The organism is Kitasatospora sp. NPDC023385 (assembly GCF_055664045.1).
This window is the reverse complement of the sequence record NZ_JBVOOL010000007.1, coordinates 251,530-271,134: the sequence shown is the minus strand read 5'-3', so window position 1 is coordinate 271,134 and position 19,605 is coordinate 251,530. Positions and strand designations below refer to the sequence as shown.

Annotated in this window: 15 protein-coding genes and 1 riboswitch; of the genes, 12 read left to right on the top strand and 3 right to left on the bottom strand. The window is 73.5% G+C overall.

Going from position 1 to position 19,605, the window contains the following annotated elements; translation table 11 throughout:
* Positions 1 to 39: 39 nt before the first annotated feature.
* The 8 genes from AC0B61_RS14485 to AC0B61_RS14450 all read left to right on the top strand — a co-directional run bounded on the left by AC0B61_RS14485 (position 40) and on the right by AC0B61_RS14450 (position 9,722).
* A complete protein-coding gene (locus AC0B61_RS14485) occupies positions 40 to 960 on the top strand; it encodes a TetR family transcriptional regulator (protein ID WP_471740979.1) in 921 nt (306 codons plus the stop codon).
* A 381-nt stretch (positions 961 to 1,341) separates the two neighbouring features.
* Positions 1,342 to 2,712 (top strand): crotonyl-CoA carboxylase/reductase, encoded by a 1,371-nt coding sequence (gene ccrA, locus AC0B61_RS14480; RefSeq protein ID WP_471740978.1) that lies wholly within the window; start codon positions 1,342 to 1,344, stop codon positions 2,710 to 2,712.
* 8 nt (positions 2,713 to 2,720) lie between these two features.
* Positions 2,721 to 4,748, top strand: coding sequence for a protein meaA (locus AC0B61_RS14475; protein WP_471740977.1), 2,028 nt, complete (start codon positions 2,721 to 2,723; stop codon positions 4,746 to 4,748).
* 27 nt (positions 4,749 to 4,775) lie between these two features.
* Entirely contained in the window at positions 4,776 to 5,753 is a 978-nt protein-coding gene (locus AC0B61_RS14470) for an HpcH/HpaI aldolase/citrate lyase family protein (RefSeq protein WP_471740976.1), read from the top strand.
* Positions 5,754 to 5,764: 11 nt separating this feature from the next.
* A complete protein-coding gene (locus AC0B61_RS14465) occupies positions 5,765 to 6,268 on the top strand; it encodes a MaoC family dehydratase (protein ID WP_471740975.1) in 504 nt (167 codons plus the stop codon).
* A 206-nt stretch (positions 6,269 to 6,474) separates the two neighbouring features.
* Positions 6,475 to 7,677: an acyl-CoA dehydrogenase family protein gene (locus AC0B61_RS14460; RefSeq protein WP_471740974.1), complete on the top strand. Its 1,203-nt coding sequence runs from the start codon at positions 6,475 to 6,477 to the stop codon at positions 7,675 to 7,677.
* 487 nt (positions 7,678 to 8,164) lie between these two features.
* Entirely contained in the window at positions 8,165 to 8,857 is a 693-nt protein-coding gene (locus AC0B61_RS14455) for a phosphatidylserine decarboxylase (RefSeq protein WP_471740973.1), read from the top strand.
* Entirely contained in the window at positions 8,844 to 9,722 is an 879-nt protein-coding gene (locus tag AC0B61_RS14450) for a CDP-alcohol phosphatidyltransferase family protein (RefSeq protein ID WP_030242067.1), read from the top strand. The genes AC0B61_RS14455 and AC0B61_RS14450 overlap by 14 nt, the downstream gene beginning before the upstream one ends.
* A gap of 127 nt (positions 9,723 to 9,849) precedes the next feature.
* Here the strand turns inward: AC0B61_RS14450 and AC0B61_RS14445 are convergent, their stop codons facing one another.
* From AC0B61_RS14445 to AC0B61_RS14435, 3 genes are all read right to left on the bottom strand, one after another.
* Positions 9,850 to 11,175, bottom strand: coding sequence for a hypothetical protein (locus AC0B61_RS14445; RefSeq protein ID WP_471740972.1), 1,326 nt, complete (start codon positions 11,173 to 11,175; stop codon positions 9,850 to 9,852).
* A 611-nt stretch (positions 11,176 to 11,786) separates the two neighbouring features.
* The gene (locus AC0B61_RS14440; protein WP_471740971.1) at positions 11,787 to 12,968 is read right to left on the bottom strand and encodes an alpha/beta hydrolase; all 1,182 of its coding nucleotides are present in this window, start codon (positions 12,966 to 12,968) and stop codon (positions 11,787 to 11,789) included.
* Positions 12,969 to 13,090: 122 nt separating this feature from the next.
* The gene (locus AC0B61_RS14435) at positions 13,091 to 13,774 is read right to left on the bottom strand and encodes a helix-turn-helix domain-containing protein (RefSeq protein WP_471740970.1); all 684 of its coding nucleotides are present in this window, start codon (positions 13,772 to 13,774) and stop codon (positions 13,091 to 13,093) included.
* A gap of 196 nt (positions 13,775 to 13,970) precedes the next feature.
* Positions 13,971 to 14,104: riboswitch (cobalamin riboswitch) on the top strand.
* A 158-nt stretch (positions 14,105 to 14,262) separates the two neighbouring features.
* On the opposite strand from AC0B61_RS14435, the gene AC0B61_RS14430 reads away from it, so the two are divergent.
* From AC0B61_RS14430 to cobO, 4 genes are read left to right on the top strand one after another with little or no spacing between them, the layout of a single operon-like run.
* On the top strand, positions 14,263 to 15,291 hold the full coding sequence (locus AC0B61_RS14430; protein WP_471741052.1) for a cobalamin biosynthesis protein: 1,029 nt from the start codon (positions 14,263 to 14,265) through the stop codon (positions 15,289 to 15,291).
* Entirely contained in the window at positions 15,288 to 16,832 is a 1,545-nt protein-coding gene (locus AC0B61_RS14425) for a cobyric acid synthase (protein ID WP_471740969.1), read from the top strand. The genes AC0B61_RS14430 and AC0B61_RS14425 overlap by 4 nt, the downstream gene beginning before the upstream one ends.
* Positions 16,829 to 18,991 (top strand): putative cobaltochelatase, encoded by a 2,163-nt coding sequence (locus AC0B61_RS14420; RefSeq protein WP_471740968.1) that lies wholly within the window; start codon positions 16,829 to 16,831, stop codon positions 18,989 to 18,991. Before AC0B61_RS14425 ends, AC0B61_RS14420 begins: the two co-directional genes overlap by 4 nt.
* Positions 18,992 to 18,995: 4 nt before the next feature.
* Positions 18,996 to 19,601: a cob(I)yrinic acid a,c-diamide adenosyltransferase gene (gene cobO, locus AC0B61_RS14415; RefSeq protein ID WP_471740967.1), complete on the top strand. Its 606-nt coding sequence runs from the start codon at positions 18,996 to 18,998 to the stop codon at positions 19,599 to 19,601.
* The last annotated feature ends 4 nt before the right edge of the window (positions 19,602 to 19,605 follow it).

Here is a 19,605-nt window from a genome sequence, read left to right as displayed (position 1 = left end):
GCCGCAGCGGCGCCCGCGGGGCCGTGTAGCGTTCCGGACATGGATCGGGTTCAGTCAGCCTCCCCCCAGCACCCCGCCGGTTCGCACGGCGCCGACCGGCCGGCCCCCTCGGCCGGAGGCACCGGGCCGGAGGGCGGGCCGGGCAGCCGCCGGGCGGCGGCGCAGCGCCAGCAGATGCGCCAGGACCTGGCCACCGCCGCGATGGAGCTGTTCGCCTCGCAGGGCTACGAGGAGACCACGGTCGACCAGATCGCGGCGGCCGCCGGGGTGGCCCGGCGCACCTTCTTCCGGTACTTCCGGTCCAAGGAGGAGGCGATCTTCCCGGACCACGACGACACCCTCGTCCGGGTGGCCGACCTGCTGGCCAGCGCCGAGCCGGCGGAGCATCCGCTGGACGTGGTCTGCCGCGGCATCAAGGAGGTGCTGCGGATGTACGCCTCCACGCCGGCGGTGTCGGTCGCGCGGTACCAGCTGATCCGCCAGGTGCCGGCGCTGCGCGAGCGGGAGATCGCCGTGGTGGCCCGCTACGAGCGGCTGTTCACCCGGTACCTGCTGGGCCGGTTCGACACCGGCGAGCCCATCCCGTCCGGTTGGCAGCGCGGCGGCGAGGACGACTCGATGCTGGCCGAGGTGTCGGCGGCGGCGGTCGTCGCGGCGCACAACCACGTGCTGCGGCGCTGGCTGCGGGCCGGCGGCCGCGGGGACGTGGAGGCGCAGCTGGACCACTCCTTCGAGGTGATCCGGCGGACCTTCTGGGCCTCCAGCGAGCCCGGGGCCAGACGCCGGGGGTCTTTGGTGGCACCCGGTGCCAGTGTGGCCCCTGGGGATCTGCTGGCCGAGAGCGCACTGAGTGCCAGCCCCGGAGGTGAGGTACTCATCACAGTCGCCCGGACGGACGCCCCGCTGGACGTCGTGGTGGACAGCATCCGGGCCGCACTGAGCGGCGCCCGGCAGTCATAAGCCCGGCATTTACGCAGGTCAGAGCGGTAGCCAAGGCCCGCGCCGATTCGTCGGCGCGGGCCTTTCGGCTGCCCGCGCAACGCGCGTCAAGCGTCGCTTCGGCCCGTTTCAGGCCGCCGGAATTCCTGGCACCCAGTGTCTTTACGAGTGGCACAGGGTGCCACTACCTTGTTACCCACCAGTCGCGGCGCCGCGGCTCCCCACCTCGGCGCGCCGTCGTCCGGTGTTCCCACACCCCGGGAGCAAGCGCCAGTCCGGCCCGGTTCCACACCGGGCTCCCAGCCTCACCCGCCCACCACCCACCTCAGCGAAGCCGGTGTCCGCTCCCGGCTCCCCCAGACGCCCTGTGACCCTCGCACAGGTACGCCTTCGGAGGCAGCCATGCAGGAAATCCTCGACGCGATCCTCAGCTCCGACGCCACGTCGGCCGACTACGCGGCGATCAAGCTCCCCGAGTCCTACCGGGCCGTGACGCTCCACAAGGACGAGGAGCAGATGTTCGCCGGCCTCGACAGCCGCGACAAGGACCCCCGCAAGTCCCTTCACCTCGACGAGGTCGCCCTGCCCGAGCTGGGCCCGGGCGAGGCCCTGGTCGCCGTGATGGCCAGCTCCGTCAACTACAACACCGTGTGGAGCTCGATCTTCGAACCCGTCTCCACCTTCGGCTTCCTGGAGCGCTACGGCCGGCTCTCCCCCCTCACCAAGCGCCACGACCTGCCGTACCACATCCTCGGCTCCGACCTCGCCGGCGTCGTCCTGCGCACCGGCGCCGGAGTCAACGCCTGGAAGCCCGGCGACGAGGTCGTCGCCCACTGCCTCTCCGTCGAACTGGAGTCCCCGGACGGCCACGACGACACGATGATGGACCCCGAACAGCGCATCTGGGGCTTCGAGACCAACTTCGGCGGCCTGGCCCAGATCGCCCTGGTGAAGACCAACCAGCTGCTGCCCAAGCCCGCCCACCTCACCTGGGAGGAAGCCGCCTCCCCCGGCCTGGTCAACTCCACCGCCTACCGCCAGCTCGTCTCCCGCAACGGCGCCGGCATGAAGCAGGGCGACAACGTCCTCATCTGGGGCGCGAGCGGCGGCCTCGGCTCCTACGCCACCCAGTACGCGCTGGCCGGCGGCGCCACCCCGATCTGCGTCGTCTCCAGCGACCAGAAGGCCGAGATCTGCCGCGCCATGGGCGCCGAGGCGATCATCGACCGCTCCGCCGAGGGCTACCGGTTCTGGAAGGACGAGCACAACCAGGACCCCCGCGAGTGGAAGCGCCTGGGCTCCCGGATCCGCGAGTTCACCGGCGGCGAGGACGTCGACATCGTCTTCGAACACCCGGGCCGCGAAACCTTCGGCGCCTCCGTGTACGTCACCCGAAAGGGCGGCACCATCGTCACCTGCGCCTCCACCTCCGGCTTCATGCACCAGTACGACAACCGCTACCTGTGGATGTCCCTCAAGCGCATCGTCGGCTCGCACTTCGCCAACTACCGCGAGGCCTTCGAAGCCAACCGCCTCGTCGCCAAGGGCAAGATCCACCCCACCCTCTCCAAGGTCTACACCCTGGAGGAGACCGGCCAGGCCGCCCTCGACGTCCACCACAACAAGCACCAGGGCAAGGTCGGCGTCCTCTGCCTCGCCCCGGAAGAAGGCCTCGGCGTGCGCAACCAGGAGCTCCGCGCCAAGCACCTGCCCGCCATCAACCTCTTCCGCCAGCTTGACGAGCGGGACGTCAAGCCCAGCCGGAACGTCTGAGGCCTCCGATGACCGAGCCCCAGAAGCGCGACCGGCCCTGGCTGATGCGCACCTACGCCGGCCACTCCACCGCGAGCGACTCCAACGCGCTCTACCGGCGGAACCTGGCGAAGGGACAGACCGGCCTGTCCGTCGCCTTCGACCTGCCGACCCAGACCGGCTACGACTCCGACCACGTCCTCGCCCGCGGCGAGGTGGGCCGGGTCGGCGTCCCTGTCGGCCACGTCGGCGACATGCGCGCCCTGTTCGACGGCATCCCGCTCGAGCAGACCAACACCTCCATGACGATCAACGCCACCGCGATGTGGCTGCTGGCGCTCTACCAGGTGGTCGCCGAGGAGCAGGGCGCCGACATCGCCAAGCTGACCGGCACCACCCAGAACGACATCGTCAAGGAGTACCTGTCGCGCGGGACGCACGTCTTCCCGCCCGGCCCGTCGGTGCGGCTGATCACCGACATGATCGCCTACACGGTCGGCAACCTCCCCAAGTGGAACCCGATCAACATCTGCAGCTACCACCTGCAGGAGGCGGGGGCCACGCCCGTCCAGGAGATCGCGTACGCGATGTGCACCGCCATCTCGGTGCTCGACGCCGTCCGCGACTCCGGGCAGGTGCCGGCCGAGCGGATGGGCGAGGTGGTCGCCCGGATCTCCTTCTTCGTGAACGCCGGCGTGCGCTTCGTCGAGGAGATGTGCAAGATGCGCGCCTTCGCCCGGCTCTGGGAGAAGGTCACCCTGGAGCGCTACGGCGTGGCGGACCCGAAGCAGCGCCGCTTCCGCTACGGCGTCCAGGTCAACTCCCTCGGCCTGACCGAGGCCCAGCCGGAGAACAACGTCCAGCGGATCGTCCTGGAGATGCTGGCCGTCACCCTCTCCAAGGACGCCCGCGCCCGGGCCGTCCAGCTGCCCGCCTGGAACGAGGCGCTCGGCCTGCCCCGGCCGTGGGACCAGCAGTGGTCGCTGCGTATCCAGCAGGTGCTGGCGTACGAGTCGGACCTGCTGGAGTACGGCGACATCTTCAACGGCTCCGAGGTGATCGAGGCCAAGACCGCCGCGCTGCTGGCCGGCGCGGAGGCGGAGATCGCCAAGGTGCTGGAGATGGGCGGGGTCATCCCGGCCGTCGAGTCCGGCTACCTGAAGTCCAACCTGGTGTCCTCGCACGCCGCCCGCCGGGCCCGGATCGAGTCCGGCGAGGACAAGGTCGTCGGGGTCAACTGCTTCGACACCACCGAGCCCAGCCCGCTCACCGCCGACCTCGACACCGCGATCATGGTGGTCGACCCGGCCTCCGAGCAGTCCGTGCTCGCCGCCCTGGAGTCCTGGCGCGGCCGGCGTGACGAGGCCGCCGCCCAGGCGTCGCTGGCCGAGCTCAAGGCCGTCGCCGCCACCGACGCCAACCTGGTGCCGGCCACGCTCGCCTGCGCCCGGGCCGGTGTCACCACCGGCGAGTGGTCCTTCGCCCTGCGCGAGGTCTTCGGCGAGTACCGGGCCCCCACCGGGGTCGGCGGCGCGCCCGTCGCGGTCGCCACCGAGCCCGGCGGCGAGCTGGAGCAGGTCCGCGCCGCGGTCGCCGCGACCGCCGAGGAGCTGGGCGCCGGCCGGCTGCGCCTGCTGGTCGGCAAGCCCGGCCTGGACGGGCACTCCAACGGCGCCGAGCAGATCGCCGTCCGGGCCCGCGACGCCGGGTTCGAGGTGGTCTACCAGGGCATCCGGCTGACGCCGGAGCAGATCGTGTCCGCCGCCGTCGCGGAGGACGTCCACTGCGTGGGCCTGTCCATCCTCTCCGGTGCGCACTGCGAGCTGGTGCCCGACGTCCTGAAGCGCCTGGACCGGGCCGGGGTGCAGGATGTCCCGGTGATCGTGGGTGGCATCATCCCGGCAGCGGACGGCGAGGCCCTCAAGGCCGCCGGCGTCGCCGCCGTGTTCACCCCGAAGGACTTCGGCATCACGACCATCATCGGCCGGATCGTGGACGAGATCCGGCTCGCCAACAAGCTCCAGCCGTGGACGCCCGCACCCGCGGCCACCAGCTGACCACTGGGAAGGAACCGAACGACCCCCATGAGCACCGCAAGCGACACTTCGAGCAGCCGTCTCCGCCCGCGCCGCTCCTGCCTCGCCGTACCGGGCAGCAACCCGCGCTTCCTCGAGAAGGCCCAGGGCCTCCCCGCCGACCAGGTCTTCCTCGACCTGGAGGACGCCTGCGCGCCACTCGTCAAGGAGAGCGCCCGCCACCACATCGTCGACGCGCTCAACAACGGCGACTGGGGCGGCAAGACCAGGGTCGTCCGGGTCAACGACTGGACCACCCACTGGACCTACCGCGACGTGATCACCGTGGTCGAGGGCGCCGGCCCCAACCTCGACTGCATCATGCTGCCCAAGGTCCAGGACGCCGAGCAGGTCAAGGCGCTCGACCTGCTGCTCACCCAGATCGAGAAGACCATGGGCTTCGAGGTCGGGCGGATCGGCATCGAGGCGCAGATCGAGAACGCCAAGGGCCTGATCAACGTCGACGCCATCGCCGAGGCCTCGCCCCGGCTGGAGACCATCATCTTCGGCCCCGCCGACTTCATGGCCTCCATCAACATGAAGTCCCTGGTCGTCGGCGAGCAGCCGCCCGGCTACGGCGCCGACGCCTACCACTACATCCTGATGCGCATCCTGATGGCCGCCCGTGCCAACGACCTGCAGGCGATCGACGGCCCGTACCTGCAGATCCGCAACCAGGAGGGCTACCGAGAGGTGGCCCGCCGGTCCGCCGCCCTCGGCTTCGACGGCAAGTGGGTGCTCCACCCCGACCAGGTCGCCGCCGCGAACGAGATCTACTCGCCCTCGCAGGCGGACTACGACCACGCCGAGCTGATCCTCGACGCCTACGACTACTGCACCTCCGAGGCGGGCGGCGCCAAGGGCTCCGCGATGCTCGGCGACGAGATGATCGACGAGGCCAGCCGCAAGATGGCCCTGGTCGTCGCGGGCAAGGGCCGGGCCGCGGGCCTGCAGCGCACCACCAAGTTCGAGATCCCGGAAAGCTGAGGGCCCGCGGCATGCAGTTCGGACGCACCTACGAGGAGTTCGAGGTCGGCGCGGTCTACCGGCACTGGCCCGGCAAGACGGTCACCGAGTACGACGACCACCTCTTCTGCCTGCTCACCATGAACCACCACCCCCTCCACATGGACACGAACTATGCGGAGAAGACGACGGACTTCGGCAAGAACGTCGTGGTGGGCAACTACATCTACTCGCTGCTGCTCGGCATGTCCGTCCCGGACGTCTCCGGCAAGGCCATCGCCAACCTGGAGATCGAGTCGCTGCGGCACATCGCGCCGACCTTCCACGGCGACACCCTCTACGGCGAGACCACCGTGCTCGACAAGTGGCCGTCCAAGTCCAAGGACGACCGCGGCATCGTCTACGTCGAGACCAAGGGGTACAAGCAGGACGGCACGGTCGTCTGCGTCTTCCGGCGCAAGGTGATGGTGCCCACCGAGACCTACACCAAGGAGCGCGGCGGCGAGCAGCCCGGCCGCCCGACCCCGCTCTCCTAGCGTCTCCCCCGCACCCCTTCTCTCTTCTCCCTCCATCGGAGACCGCCGTCCCCTTTACCGGGGGCCCCGGTCTTCCGAAGACCCCGGAGGGGCAGGCCGCCGTCATCGGCCGACCCCCACCCGGAAGGGGGCCCTGCTGTGCAGCCACGCCGGCAGGGCCCCCGCAATCCCCCCCCCCGCCCTCTTAGACGTTTCGGAGCCGCACGATGGGACGCCTCGCACAGACCGACGGCCTCACCGAGATCCAGCGGGACATCCTCGCCACCGTGCGGGATTTCGTCGACAAGGAGATCATTCCGGTCGCGACCGAGCTGGAACACAAGGACGAGTACCCGACCGCCATCGTCGAAGGCATGAAGCAGCTCGGCCTGTTCGGCCTGACCATCCCCGAGGAGTACGGCGGCCTCGGCGAGTCCCTGCTCACCTACGCCCTGGTGGTCGAGGAGATCGCCCGCGGCTGGATGTCGGTCTCCGGCATCGTCAACACCCACTTCATCGTGGCGCACATGATCAACGCCCACGGCACCCAGGAGCAGAAGGACCACTTTCTGCCGAGGATGGCAGCCGGCGAGATCCGCGGCGCCTTCTCGATGTCCGAGCCCGGCCTCGGGTCCGACGTCGCGGCCATCTCCACCAAGGGCGTGAAGGACGGGGACTCCTACATCCTCAACGGGCAGAAGATGTGGCTGACCAACGGCGGCACCTCCACCCTCGTCGCGGTCCTGTGCAAGACCGACGAGGGCGGCAGCAGCCCGTACAAGAACATGACCACCTTCCTGATCGAGAAGGAGGCCGGTTTCGGCCCGAACCCCGCGGTTCCCGGCCTGACCGTGCCCGGCAAGATCGAGAAGATGGGCTACAAGGGCGTCGACACCACCGAGCTGGTCCTGCAGGACGTCCGGATCCCGGCCGACCGGGTCCTCGGCGGTGTCCCGGGCCGCGGCTTCTACCAGATGATGGACGGCGTCGAGGTCGGCCGCGTCAACGTCGCCGCTCGCGGCTGCGGCGTCGCCCGCCGCGCCTTCGAGCTCGGCATCTCCTACGCCCAGCAGCGCTCCACCTTCGGCAAGAAGATCGCCGAGCACCAGGCCATCCAGTTCAAGCTCGCCGAGATGGCCACCAAGGTCGAGGCCGCCCACCAGATGATGGTCATGGCCGCCCGCAAGAAGGACGGCGGCGAGCGCAACGACCTCGAGGCCGGCATGGCCAAGTACCTCGCCTCCGAGTACTGCAAGGAGGTCGTCGAGGACGCCTTCCGCATCCACGGCGGCTACGGCTTCTCCAAGGAGTACGAGATCGAGCGCCTCTACCGCGAGGCGCCGATGCTGCTCATCGGTGAAGGTACTGCGGAGATCCAGAAGATGATCGTCGGACGCCGGCTCCTGGAGGAGTACCGGATCGCCGAGTGATCCCCGGGCCGCCCGCCGACGGACCACGTCACCGGGCGGCCCCCTCGAACCGCCGGTCGACGGGCGTGCGGGCCCGTCCCGGCGGAGCGCCGTGCCCCGTCACTGGCCCCGGCCTGGTCCGCCGGGGCCCGGCACGGCCTCCGGAGCGGCCGCAGGGCGTACAGCTGCAACGACACGCCCTCCGGCCGCTTCCGCGCACCCGCTTCCGGCCCGTACGGCCGTTTCCCCACCGGGTTCTGTCGGCCCGCCTGTTGAGACAAGTGTCACCAGCCCTGTCAGGTCCCTTGGGAACCGGACCGGGGCGAGCTACGGTCGTAGAGGTACGACGCGCACACGCGCTCCCACCGGACACATGAACGAGCAGGCGGGTTGCCCACCCACCGTGTGCTCCCGATAGCATCCACCGGGACAGCAAGCCGTCCCTCTATTACCGATTCCGCGGTGGCCCCCGTCCAGCGGCCATGATCCCCCGCGACAAAGGTCTTCGATGCCCATCAGCCCGTCCCCTCACACCTCCGTCACGGACCGCGATGCCCTCGCACCCACGACGGCCGGTCGGCGACCCCGCGTGACCATCGCGCGCGGAGCCACCCCCTGGTTCGTCCCCACACTCGCCACGGCCGCCGTGACCACCGCCCTCACCCGGCGCAGCGGCAAGTGGGCCCTGGCGGCGGTACCCGCCTGTGCGCTCGGCGCGGGCATGCTGTGGTTCTTCCGCGACCCCGAGCGTGAGATCGGCACGGGCAGAGTGATCTCCCCCGCCGACGGCGTGGTGCAGAGCATCGACGCCTGGCCGGACGGCCGCACCCGGGTCGCGATCTTCATGAGCCCGCTCAACGTCCACGTCAACCGCGCGCCCCTGCCGGGCATGGTGACGTCGGTCGAGCACGTCGCGGGCGGCTTCGTCCCCGCGTTCAACAAGGACAGCGACCAGAACGAGCGGGTCGTCTGGCACTTCGACACCGAGCTCGGCGACATCGAGATGGTGCAGATCGCGGGGGCCGTGGCCCGCCGCATCGTGCCGTACGTCGCCGCCGGAACCAAGGTCGAGCAGGGCGACCGGATCGGCCTGATCCGGTTCGGCTCCCGGGTCGACACCTACCTGCCGGCCGGCGTCGAGGTCGGCGTCGAGGTCGGCCAGAAGACCACAGCCGGGGTGACGCGCCTTGACCGTGACTGATCCTGAGACAATCGTCGGCCTGGACGACGAGGAGACGTCCCTGCGCCGCCGCCGCTGGGCGCGCGACCGCGAGCTGCGCGCCCCGCGCTCTCCCCAGCACCTGTCCACCGCAGACTTCCTGACCCTGGGCAACGCCGTCTGCGGCTTCCTGGCGATCTACTCGATCACCACCGGGGTCCTCGTCCCGCACATCACCAACCCGGACGCCGCTCCGGACCGGCACAGCGCCGCCACCGCGGTCACGCTGCTGCTGATCGGCTCGATGTGCGACCTCTTCGACGGCCTGGTGGCGCGCAAGCTGCGCTCCTCCGCCCTCGGAGCGGAACTGGACAACCTGGCGGACCTGATCAGCTTCGGCATCGCGCCGGCCTACTTCGTCGCGGTCTGGGGCATGGTCTCCCAGGGCTCCAACAGCAAGCTCTCGGCGCTCATCGCGATCACCGTGCTGCTCGCGGTCGTCCTGCGGCTGGCCCGCTTCTCGGCCGTCAAGATGCGGCCCGGCGTGTTCCAGGGCATGCCCTGCCCGATGGGCGCGATGACGGTCATCGCCATCGTGCTGCTCGACCCGCCGTTCCTGCCCGGCCTGCTCGCCATCTTCGGCGCCGCGTACCTGATGGTCAGCCGGATCGAGTACCCGAAGCCGCAGGGGCTGCTGGCCACCGCCACGCTCTGCTGGATCGTGGTCTCCATCGGCTGCCTGGCCGCCTGGGCCACCGGACTGCCCGGCGGCGACGCGCTGATGCACGTCGGCGCGTTCGCCCAGATCACGCTCGCCGCGATGGCGCCGCTGCTGGTCATCCGCCGCAAGGTGGGGCAGAAGGTCGGCGACGTCCGCGCCCGGCGGGCGGAGTCCCGGCTCGGCTGAGGCCGCCCGTTCATCAGTTCGTCATACGGCGAAGGGCCCGGAACCGATCGGTTCCGGGCCCTTCGCCGTCGTTCTCGCCTTCGTTCCGGCCGTCGCTCCCGCCGTCGCCTCCTCGCGGAGGCTTCCGCTACGCGCCGCCGGTGTGGACGCTGAAGGCCGAGCGGCGGGCCGCCCGGGCCACCGCCGGATCGGGGTGCACGCTCGACACCGCCGTCAGCACCGAGGCCGCCCGCGGGTGCCCGGACTGCCGGGCCCGGGCGAACAGCCGTACCGGATCGCCTGCCGAGGCACCCTCGACGTGGCCCACCAGCAGCTCCGTCTCACCGTGGTCGAGCACCGCCGCCGCCGTGTCCACCCAGAGCCAGGCCGCGTCGTCCGCGCCCAGCACGTCCGCCGGGGAGACCCCCTCGTCCGCGCGCTCCGCCAGCCACAGCAGGGCGTACGGGCGCAGCACCGGCGCGTCCACCGCCGCCCGGACCGCCTGCTCGGCCGGCCCGCCGGCCACCCGCAGCGCCTCGAAGGCCAGGCCGCGCACCAGCGCGTCGTCGCCCTGCGCCGCCTCCAGCAGCTCGGCCACCGCGCGGTCCGCCGGGCGGGCCGCGACCCAGGCGCGGTACTCGGCGCGGGCCGGGCCCGGCGAGTAGTCCGCGCAGGCGTTCAGCAGCTCGAAGGCGCTCTGCTCGATGTGCCCGGCCGCGGTCTGCGCGACCGTGCAGATCTCCTCCAGCTTCGCCCGCACCGCCCAGTGGCCCAGCGGCGACAGCTCGGCGGCGTCGTTGCTGCGCGTCAGGGCGCCGACCGCCGCCAGGCCGTCCAGCATCCAGTCCAGGACGGCGGCCACGTCCGAGGGTGCGGCCGGGGTGTCGATCTGCGGCTCCCGGCAGGTGCCGCGGACGGCCGACACCGCGGAGGCGGCGTGCGGCACGGGCGACAGGCCCGGGCCGCCGGCCCCGCCGCCGACCCGGCGCTCGTCCAGGCCCCGGCGCAGCAGCTCCAGCAGCTCGCTCTCGGCGACCGGGCCGTCCACCAGGTGCAGGAAGGAGAGCAGCTGCGGGGCCTGGTCCACGGCCTGCCCGGCCAGCATGGCGAACACGCCGCGCAGCGCGGCGGGCGGCACCGGGGCGAGCAGCGTCCAGGCGTCGAACAGCGCCGACCAGCCGCGCACCACGGCCTCGTCGTCGTGCTCCCAGGCGTGCAGGCGCCAGCCGGAGACGGCACCGCCGTCGCGGGCCTCCACCAGGCCCACCAGCAGCGCCTGCCCCCAGGCCTTGGCCGCGGCGCCGACCGTCATGGCCAGCGCCCGGCCGGCCGCGCGGGCGGCGTCGGGAAGCAGCTCGCCCCGCTTGTCGACCTCGTTCAGATCCCCGGCCCAGCGGGCGATCCGGACGGCGTCCACCAGCATCCGGCGGGCCAGCGGCGCCAGCTCGGCGGGCGCGGGGAAGCCCTCGGGCACGGGAACCCGGCCCCGCCCGGGAGCGGGCGCGGGGCCCCGCCGCCGGGGTACGCCGTTGCGGGGTACACCCGCCCCGCCCGGCCTGCCACCGGCGGGCCTGTGGGCCGTACCGGGGAGACGGGTCACCGTCGCGCCGGGACCGATCGTCGGCGGGAGCGGGGCATCACGGTCGCGCGGGTTCCGAGACGTCACGTCGAGCAGTCTTCCCCTTGTACCGGCCTTCTGTCACATCCGGTTGTCCGTACGACCGGGAGACCGGCGCCGGCACCTCCGCAAGATCGGGCAACAGAGGCAAACCGCCTGGCCGGAAACGTGTGGCCTGCCCATGCCAGGTGGGGGGTGACGGTTGCGGGGCCCGTCCGAACGGTTACGGAGCGTGGCAGTAACGGAGCCGGGCAGGGGCCACATTGTGCCCCTGGCGTGCCGATGACCGCCGCGGAGGCGGGCGGCGCCCTCGATCCTCGGCGTCGCTGTCCAGCCCGAATTCGGACGGATGGCCGGTTCACCGCGTGGATCTTGCCGCACGAGAAGTCGGCGGGGCCGACTTCCGGTGCTCTCGGGGAGCGGCGGTCGGGAGTGCCGAGCGCTGCGATGCGCTCCCGGACCCGGGCTCAGAGGAGGGGCGTGAGCCAGCGGCGGAGGAGCTCGGTGTAGTGGTCGGGAGCGGTGTTCCAGAGGGTGCCGTGGTCGGCGCCGGGGAACGGCTGGAGGCTGACCAGGTCGGGGCGGGCCGCCGCCAGGTGCTCGGCGGCGCCGAACGGGGCGAGCCGGTCGTCCGGGCTGTGCAGGAGGAAGGTCGGGACGCGCAGGTCGGTGCCCTCCGCGATGCGGCCGAAGTCGGCGACGTCGGTGCTGGTGCTGGTGCCGGTGCGGGCCTGCGCGGCGTGGGCGCCGGCTTCGGTGGCGCCACGGGCAGCAGGCCGCTGGACGCCACCACGGCCGGCCGTGGCCTGGAGGTCGAGGACGGGCGAGTCGAGGATCAGGCCCCGGACGGCGTGCGACCAGGCGGAACGGGCCGCGGTCTGCAGGACCATGGTGGCGCCGGTGGACCAGCCGTAGAGGATCACCCGGCCCGCGCCGTTCTCCAGCGCCAGCCGGAGCGCCGCCTCGACGTCGCGCCACTCGGTATCGCCGACGTGGACGGGACCGGAGCCGGAGCCGGAGCCGGGGCGGTTCGGGGCGGCGGGGGCGCCCTCGTCGCCGCGGTAGGTGACCACGAGCGCGGGCAGGCCGAGGCGGTCGAGGACGGGAAGGACCGGCAGGGCCTGCCCGCGGTCGGCCCCGGCCCCGTGCACGAGGATCACCCAGGTGCCGCGCTTGCCGTCGAGGTACCAGGCGGGAAGGGCGCCGAGTTCGCCGTCGGCGGCCACCTCGGTGTACGCGAGGCCGAACGCCCGGACGGGGTCGCCGAGGTGGACGCGCGGAGTGAAGCGGACCACGGTGCCGGGCGCCAGGGTGCCCTGGTCCGCGCGGACGAGCCGGCGGGTGACGCCCCGCTCGTCGCTGTGCAGGACCTCCCCGACGACCGCGTGCCCGCCGTCGTCCCACTCGACCGCCCAGCGGCCGGGGCGCAGGCTCTCGGGGCCGCCGGTGAAGGTGACCCGGCCAGGGCCGACGCTCCGGACCACGACCGGGCCGGACTCCCGGACGGCGGTCGCCGGGTGGACCATCCGCTCGGAGGCCCGGCGGCCGATCACCAGGAAGGCGACCCCGGCCCCGGCCCCGACGGCGGCGGCGGCCGCCACGACGGCGGCGGTTCCCCAGCGCATAACGTTCCCCGCTCTGTTGGTCACGGACCGGACGGTGTTCGTGCACCAGTTCACCGGCGCCCCGACCGCCCGGCCAGCGGATTGGGCCGTCCGGGTCACGAATCGGGGCGGGAGCGCGGCGCCGGGACGCGGCGGCAGCGGCGGCGTCAGGACCCGGCGGCGTCGAGGAGCTGCCAGAAGCGGGGGGTGACGGCGTCGGCGGTCGGGGGCGGGGTGGCGCGGGTGGTGGCGCCCCAGTGGGTGGGGATCTGGTGTTCCTGCTGGAGGGCGGTGAGGGCGGCGGCGAGGACGTCGGAGGGAGCCGGGACGATGCGGGCGAGGGCGCGGAGGTGGGGCTGCCAGCGGCCGGCGGCGCACTGGCGCAGGAGGCGGTCGAGGGCGTCCCGGCGCCCGGTGGCCTCGACGAGTTCGGGCAGGCTGAGGCCGAGGACGTCGGCGAGGGCGCGGGTCTGTTCCTCGTCGCCCTCCCACTGGCCCGTCAGTTCGGCCTGCCGGTAGGCGGACAGGGCGGTGCCGGTGCGTTCGGCGACGGCCGCCTGGCCGAGCTCGCGGGCGAGGCGGTGGTCGCGCAGGCCGGTCGGGCGGGTGTCCATCAGCTGGGCGGCGGGGCACCAGAGGGCGCGGGCGAGGGCGATGAACTCCGCTTCGTCCGGGCGCAGCCAGCCGCTCTCCCAGGCGAGGACGTGGGCGGGCAGCAGCCGGACGCCGTGGGCGGCCATGCCCTCGGCGACCTGCTCGGCGGTCAGGCCGAGGCCGGCCCGATGGGCGCGGGCGGCCGCGGGCGAGAACGGCACCGGGGGCGGGGTGGCGGGGGGCTTTCTGCGACGCATGCCCCCGAACGTAGGGGCGGATCGCGGGGCGGCCCCAGCAACCGAACCCACGAAGCGGCCCGTACCGCAGGCGCGCCGCGCTGGGTGATCCCACAGGACGTCAGCCGGTCCGCCCGTGTGACCAACCCCTCCGTGACCTCGGTTGACTCCCGCTTCGGCCGCGTGATGGGATCCTGAGGCCAATCGGAGGCATGGAGAGGAAGCCGGTGCGAGTCCGGCGCGGTCCCGCCACTGTCACCGGGGAGCACGCTCGGAAGTATCGCCACGGCGGACCGTCAGAAGCCGCTGGAAGGCCCCGGGAGTGCGTTCGACCCGGAAGCCAGGAGACTCTCGCCCCCGCTACGTCGATCCAGGGCGCGGACCCTGAGTGAGGACACGCACGCGATGCAGGCTGCCCCGCCCCGTCGGCCTCCCGGCCGTCTTCCGCAGTGCTGTCCCCCGCCGGGTTGTTCCCCGTCGAGCTGTCTTCCGTCGTGCGGCCGATAGCCGTGCCGGCGCCGACCGCGCCCGGTCCGGCGGGCCGCCCCCTAACCCGCGCCGCCGCGTTCGCGCTGGGCGCCGTCGCGGGCTACGCCGCCGACGCCCGCTTCGCCGATCCCCGCCGGGGCCACCCGGTGGCCGTCTTCGGCGGCGCCGCGACCCGGCTGGAGCGCCGGCTGTGGCGCGACGACCGTGCGGTCGGCGCCGGGTACACGGCGCTGTGCGCGGGCGCGGTCGCGGCGGGCGCGCTCGCCCTGGACCGTACGGTGGGCCGGCGCCCGCTGGGCCGGGCGGCGCTGGCGGCGGCCGCGACGTGGACGGTGCTCGGCGGCACCTCGCTGACCCGGGAGGCGCGCACCATCGGCCGCGCCCTGAAGGACGGGGACCTGCCGGCCGCGCGGGAGCGGCTGCCGCACCTGTGCGGGCGCGACCCGAGCGCGCTGGACGAGCAGCAGATCGCCCGGGCGGTGGTCGAGTCGGTGGCCGAGAACACCGCCGACGCCGTGGTGAACGCGCTGACCTGGGGCGCCCTCGCGGGCACACCCGGGCTGCTGGCCTTCCGCGCCGTGAACACCCTGGACGCCATGGTGGGCCACCGTTCGCCGCGCTACGCCCGGTTCGGCTGGGCGTCGGCCCGGCTGGACGACCTGGCGGGGTGGCCGGGCGCCCGGCTGACGGCGCTGCTGACGGTGGCCGCCGCCCCGCAGCCCCGTACCGCGTGGCGCGTCTGGCGGCGCGACGGCTCCTCGCACCCGAGCCCGAACGCGGGCCAGGCCGAGTCGGCGTTCGCGGGCGCCGTGGGCGTACGGCTGGGCGGCACCCTGCGGTACGGCACGGTGGGCTCCCCGGGCGACGGCGGGGGGAGGGTGGAGCACCGGCCGGTCCTGGGCGCGGAGCTGCGGCCGGTGACGGTGGACGACATCGAGCGGGCCTGCGTGCTCTCTCGGCGGGTGGGCGTGCTGGCACTGGGTACGACGGTCGCGGGGCATCTGGCGATCAGGGCGTTGGGCACGAGCAGGAGGAGGGGAAGGGCATGAGCAACGCGCTGCTGGTCGCCGGGACGACCTCGGACGCGGGCAAGAGCGTGGTGACGGCCGGCATCTGCCGCTGGCTGGTCCGCCAGGGGGTGCGGGTCGCGCCGTTCAAGGCGCAGAACATGTCGCTGAACTCCTTCGTCACCGCCGACGGCGCCGAGATCGGCCGCGCCCAGGCGATGCAGGCGCAGGCCGCCCGGGTGGAGCCGGAGGCGGCGATGAACCCGGTGCTGCTCAAGCCCGGCGCGGACGGCCGCAGCCAGGTGGTGCTGCTGGGCAGGCCGGTCGCCGAGGTGGGCGCGCTGGACTACCGCGAGCGCAAGCCCGTGCTGCTGGAGCGCGCCCTGGAGTGCCTGGCCGACCTGCGCCGGCGCTACGACGTGGTCGTCTGCGAGGGCGCCGGCTCGCCCGCCGAGATCAACCTGCGCGACCGTGACATCGCCAACATGGGACTGGCCACGGCTGCCGGGCTGCCGGTGGTGGTGGTCGGGGACATCGACCGCGGCGGCGTGTTCGCGGCGATGTACGGGACGCTGGCGCTGCTGTCCGCGCAGGACCAGCGGCACGTGGCGGGCTGGTTCGTCAACAAGTTCCGCGGCGACGCCCGGCTGCTCGCGCCCGGGCTGGAGATGCTGCACGAGCTGACCGGCCGTCCGGTGCTGGGCACCCTGCCGATGCTGCCCGGGCTGTGGCTGGACGCCGAGGACTCGCTGGACCTGTCGACGGTCGTGGACCGGGTCGACGCCCGCGGGCCGCTCGGCGCGGACGTGCTGCGGGTGGCCGTGGTGCGCTTCCCCCGGCTGTCCAACTTCACCGACCTGGACGCGCTCGCCCAGGAGCCCGGTGTGCTGGTGCGCTGGGCCACCAGGCCGGAGGAACTGGCCGACGCCGACCTGGTGGTGCTGCCCGGCACCCGAGCCACCGTCGCCGACCTCGCCTGGCTGCGCGAACGCGGCCTGGAGCCGGCGCTGAAGGCGCGCGCGGCGGCCGGGCTGCCGGTCCTCGGGGTGTGCGGCGGCTACCAGATGCTGGCGGGCGGGATCGTCGACGAGGTGGAGTCCAGGGCGGGCGCCGTCGACGGGCTCGGCCTGCTGCCGACGTCCGTGCGGTTCGGCGCCGAGAAGGTGCTGGCGCGGCCGGTCGGCCGGGCGTTCGGGCAGCGGGTCGAGGGGTACGAGATCCACCACGGCGTCGTCGCCGTCGAGGGCGGCGAGCCGTTCGTCACCGATGACCGGGGGCAGGCCCTGGACGGCTGCCGGGTGGGCTCGGTCTGGGGCACGACCTGGCACGGCGCGCTGGAGAACGACGGCTTCCGCCGTGAACTCCTGCGCGAGGTCGCCGCGGCGGCGGGCCGGGCGTTCGTCCCGGCGCCGGACCTCTGCTTCGCCGCGGCGCGCGAGGCCCGGCTGGACCGGCTCGGCGACCTGATCGAGGAACACGCGGACACCGACGCGCTGTGGAAGCTGATCGAGGGCGGGGTGCCGGCGGCCGGATCGCTGCCGTTCCTGCCGCCCGGGGCACCTGAGGAGGCCGGCAAGGCATGAGTGACGTCCGCTATCCGTTCACCGCGATCGTCGGCATGGCCGACCTGCGGCTCGGTCTGCTGCTGAACGCGGTCTCCCCCGCCGTCGGCGGCGTGCTGGTGCGCGGCGAGAAGGGCACCGCGAAGTCAACCATGGTGCGCGCGCTCGCCGGGCTGCTGCCGTCCATCGCCGTCGTGGACGACTGCCGCTTCGCCTGCGACCCGGCCGCGCCCGACCCGCACTGCCCCGACGGGCCGCACGGCGACCCCGGCGGCGCTGAGGGCGCCGGCAGCGCTGCACACCCCGGCGGTCAGGCAGGCCCCGCCAGCCATGAACGCCCGTCCCAACTGGTCGAGTTGCCGGTCGGCGTGGCCGAGGACCGGATCGTCGGCTCGCTCGACCTGGAGCGCGCGCTCGCCGAGGGCGTCAAGGCGTACGAGCCCGGACTGCTCGCCAAGGCGCACCGCGGCGTGCTCTACATCGACGAGGTGAACCTGCTCCAGGACCACGTCGTGGACCTGCTGCTGGACGCCGCCGCGATGGGCCGCTCGTACGTCGAGCGCGAGGGCGTGTCGGTGCGGCACGCGGCCCGGTTCCTGCTGGTCGGCACGATGAACCCGGAGGAGGGCGAGCTGCGGCCGCAGCTGCTCGACCGGTTCGGCCTGACCGTCGAGATCGCCGCCACCCGGGATCCGGCCGAACGGGCCGACGTGGTCCGCCGCCGGCTCGCGTACGACGCGGACCCGGCCGGGTTCGCCGCACGGTTCGCCGACGAGGAGCGGGCGCTCGCCGAACGCATCACCGCCGCAAGGGAGTTGCTTCCCAAGGTCGAGTTGACCGAGGTGGCGCTGCGGCAGATCACCGCCGTCTGCGCCGCGTTCGAGGTGGACGGGCTGCGCGCGGACATCGTGATGGCCCGTACCGCCGTCGCCCTCGCCGCCTGGGACGGGCGCACCGAGGTGCTGGAGGAGGACGTCCGCAAGGCCGCCCAGTTGGCCCTGCCGCACCGGCGCCGCCGCAACCCGTTCGACGCGCCGGGGCTCGACGAGGAGCAGCTGGACCGGACGCTGGAGGAGCAGGCCGAGGCGCAGGCCCAGGAGGACCGGGAGGACCCGGAGCCCGAGGGCGACGGCCCGGACGGCGGCGGCCCCGACGGTGGTGGCCCCGACGGCGACGGCCCCGACGGAGGCGGCGGAGCGCCCGAGCCCGCCGAGGGCGACGCCCCGCAGGCCACCGCCCCCGAGGGCGCCGACGAGCCCGCGCAGCCACCCGTACCGGCCCAGCAGCCGGCCCCCGCGCGGGAGTCGGCGCCGGTCGCCGCCGGGGACGCGTACCGGACCAGGCTGTTCACCGTCCGGGGCACCGGCCACGGCGCCCAGGGCCGCCGCTCCCCCGCCGAGACCACCGGCGGGCACACCATCCGCTCCCGCCGGCCGCACGGCGCCCTCGGCCGGCTGCACCTGACCGCGACCCTGCAGGCCGCCGCCCCGCACCAGGTGGCGCGCGGACGCAGCGGCCGGGCGCTGGTGCTGAAGAAGGACGACTTCCGCGAACAGGTGCGCCAGGGCCGGGAGTCCAACCTGGTGCTGTTCGTGGTCGACGCCTCCGGCTCGATGGCCGCCCGGCAGCGGATGACCGCCGTCAAGGGCGCCGTGCTGTCGCTGCTGATGGACGCCTACCAGCGGCGGGACAAGATCGGCATGATCACCTTCCGCGGGGCGGGCGCCGAGCTGGCGCTGCCGCCGACCTCCTCGGTGGAGGTCGGCGCCGCCCGGCTGGAGTCGCTGCCCACCGGCGGGCGGACCCCGCTGGCCGCCGGGCTGCTGCGCGCCCACGAGGTGCTGCGGGTCGAGCGGCTGCGCGACCCGAGCCGGCGCCCGCTGCTGGTCGTGGTGACCGACGGCCGGGCCACCGGCGGGCGTGACGCGCTCGCGCAGTCCCAGCGCGCGGCCGCGCTGTTCGCGGCGCAGGGCACGGCGAGCGTGGTGCTGGACTGCGAGTCCGGCCCGGTCCGCCTCGGCCTGGCCCGCACCCTGGCCGGCCTGCTCGGCGGCACCGCCGTCAGCCTGGACGAGCTGCGCGCCGAGGGCGTGGCCTCGCTCGTCCGCGCGAACCGCGGCGACAACCGCGCCACGACCGTCCGCGACAACCGCACGACCACCCTGCGAAAGGCGGCCTGATCCCATGCCCAAGGGCGTTCCCGAGAGCGTTCCCGACGACGGCCTGACGACCCGCCAGCGCCGTACCCTGCCCATCACCGCCGTGCACACCGGCCCCGGCAAGGGCAAGTCCACCGCCGCGTTCGGGATGGCGCTGCGGGCCTGGAACCAGGGCTGGCCGGTCGGGGTGTTCCAGTTCGTGAAGTCCGCCAAGTGGAAGGTCGGCGAGGAGAACGCGCTGCGCGTCCTCGGCGCCTCCGGCGAGGGCGGCACCGTCGACTGGCACAAGATGGGCTCCGGCTGGTCGTGGATCCAGCGCTCCGCCGAGCAGGAGATGTCCAGCGAGGAGGCGGCCAAGGAGGGCTGGGAGCAGGTCAAGCGGGACCTCGCCGCCGAGACCTACCGCTTCTACGTGCTCGACGAGTTCACCTACCCGATGCACTGGGGGTGGGTCGACCCGGCCGAGGTCGTCGCCGTGCTCGAGGACCGCCCGGGCAGCCAGCACGTCGTCATCACCGGCCGGTACGCGCCCGAGGCGCTGACCGGCTTCGCCGACCTGGTCACCGAGATGACCAAGGTCAAGCACCCCATGGACGCCGGCCGCAAGGGCCAGCGCGGTATCGAGTGGTAGACCG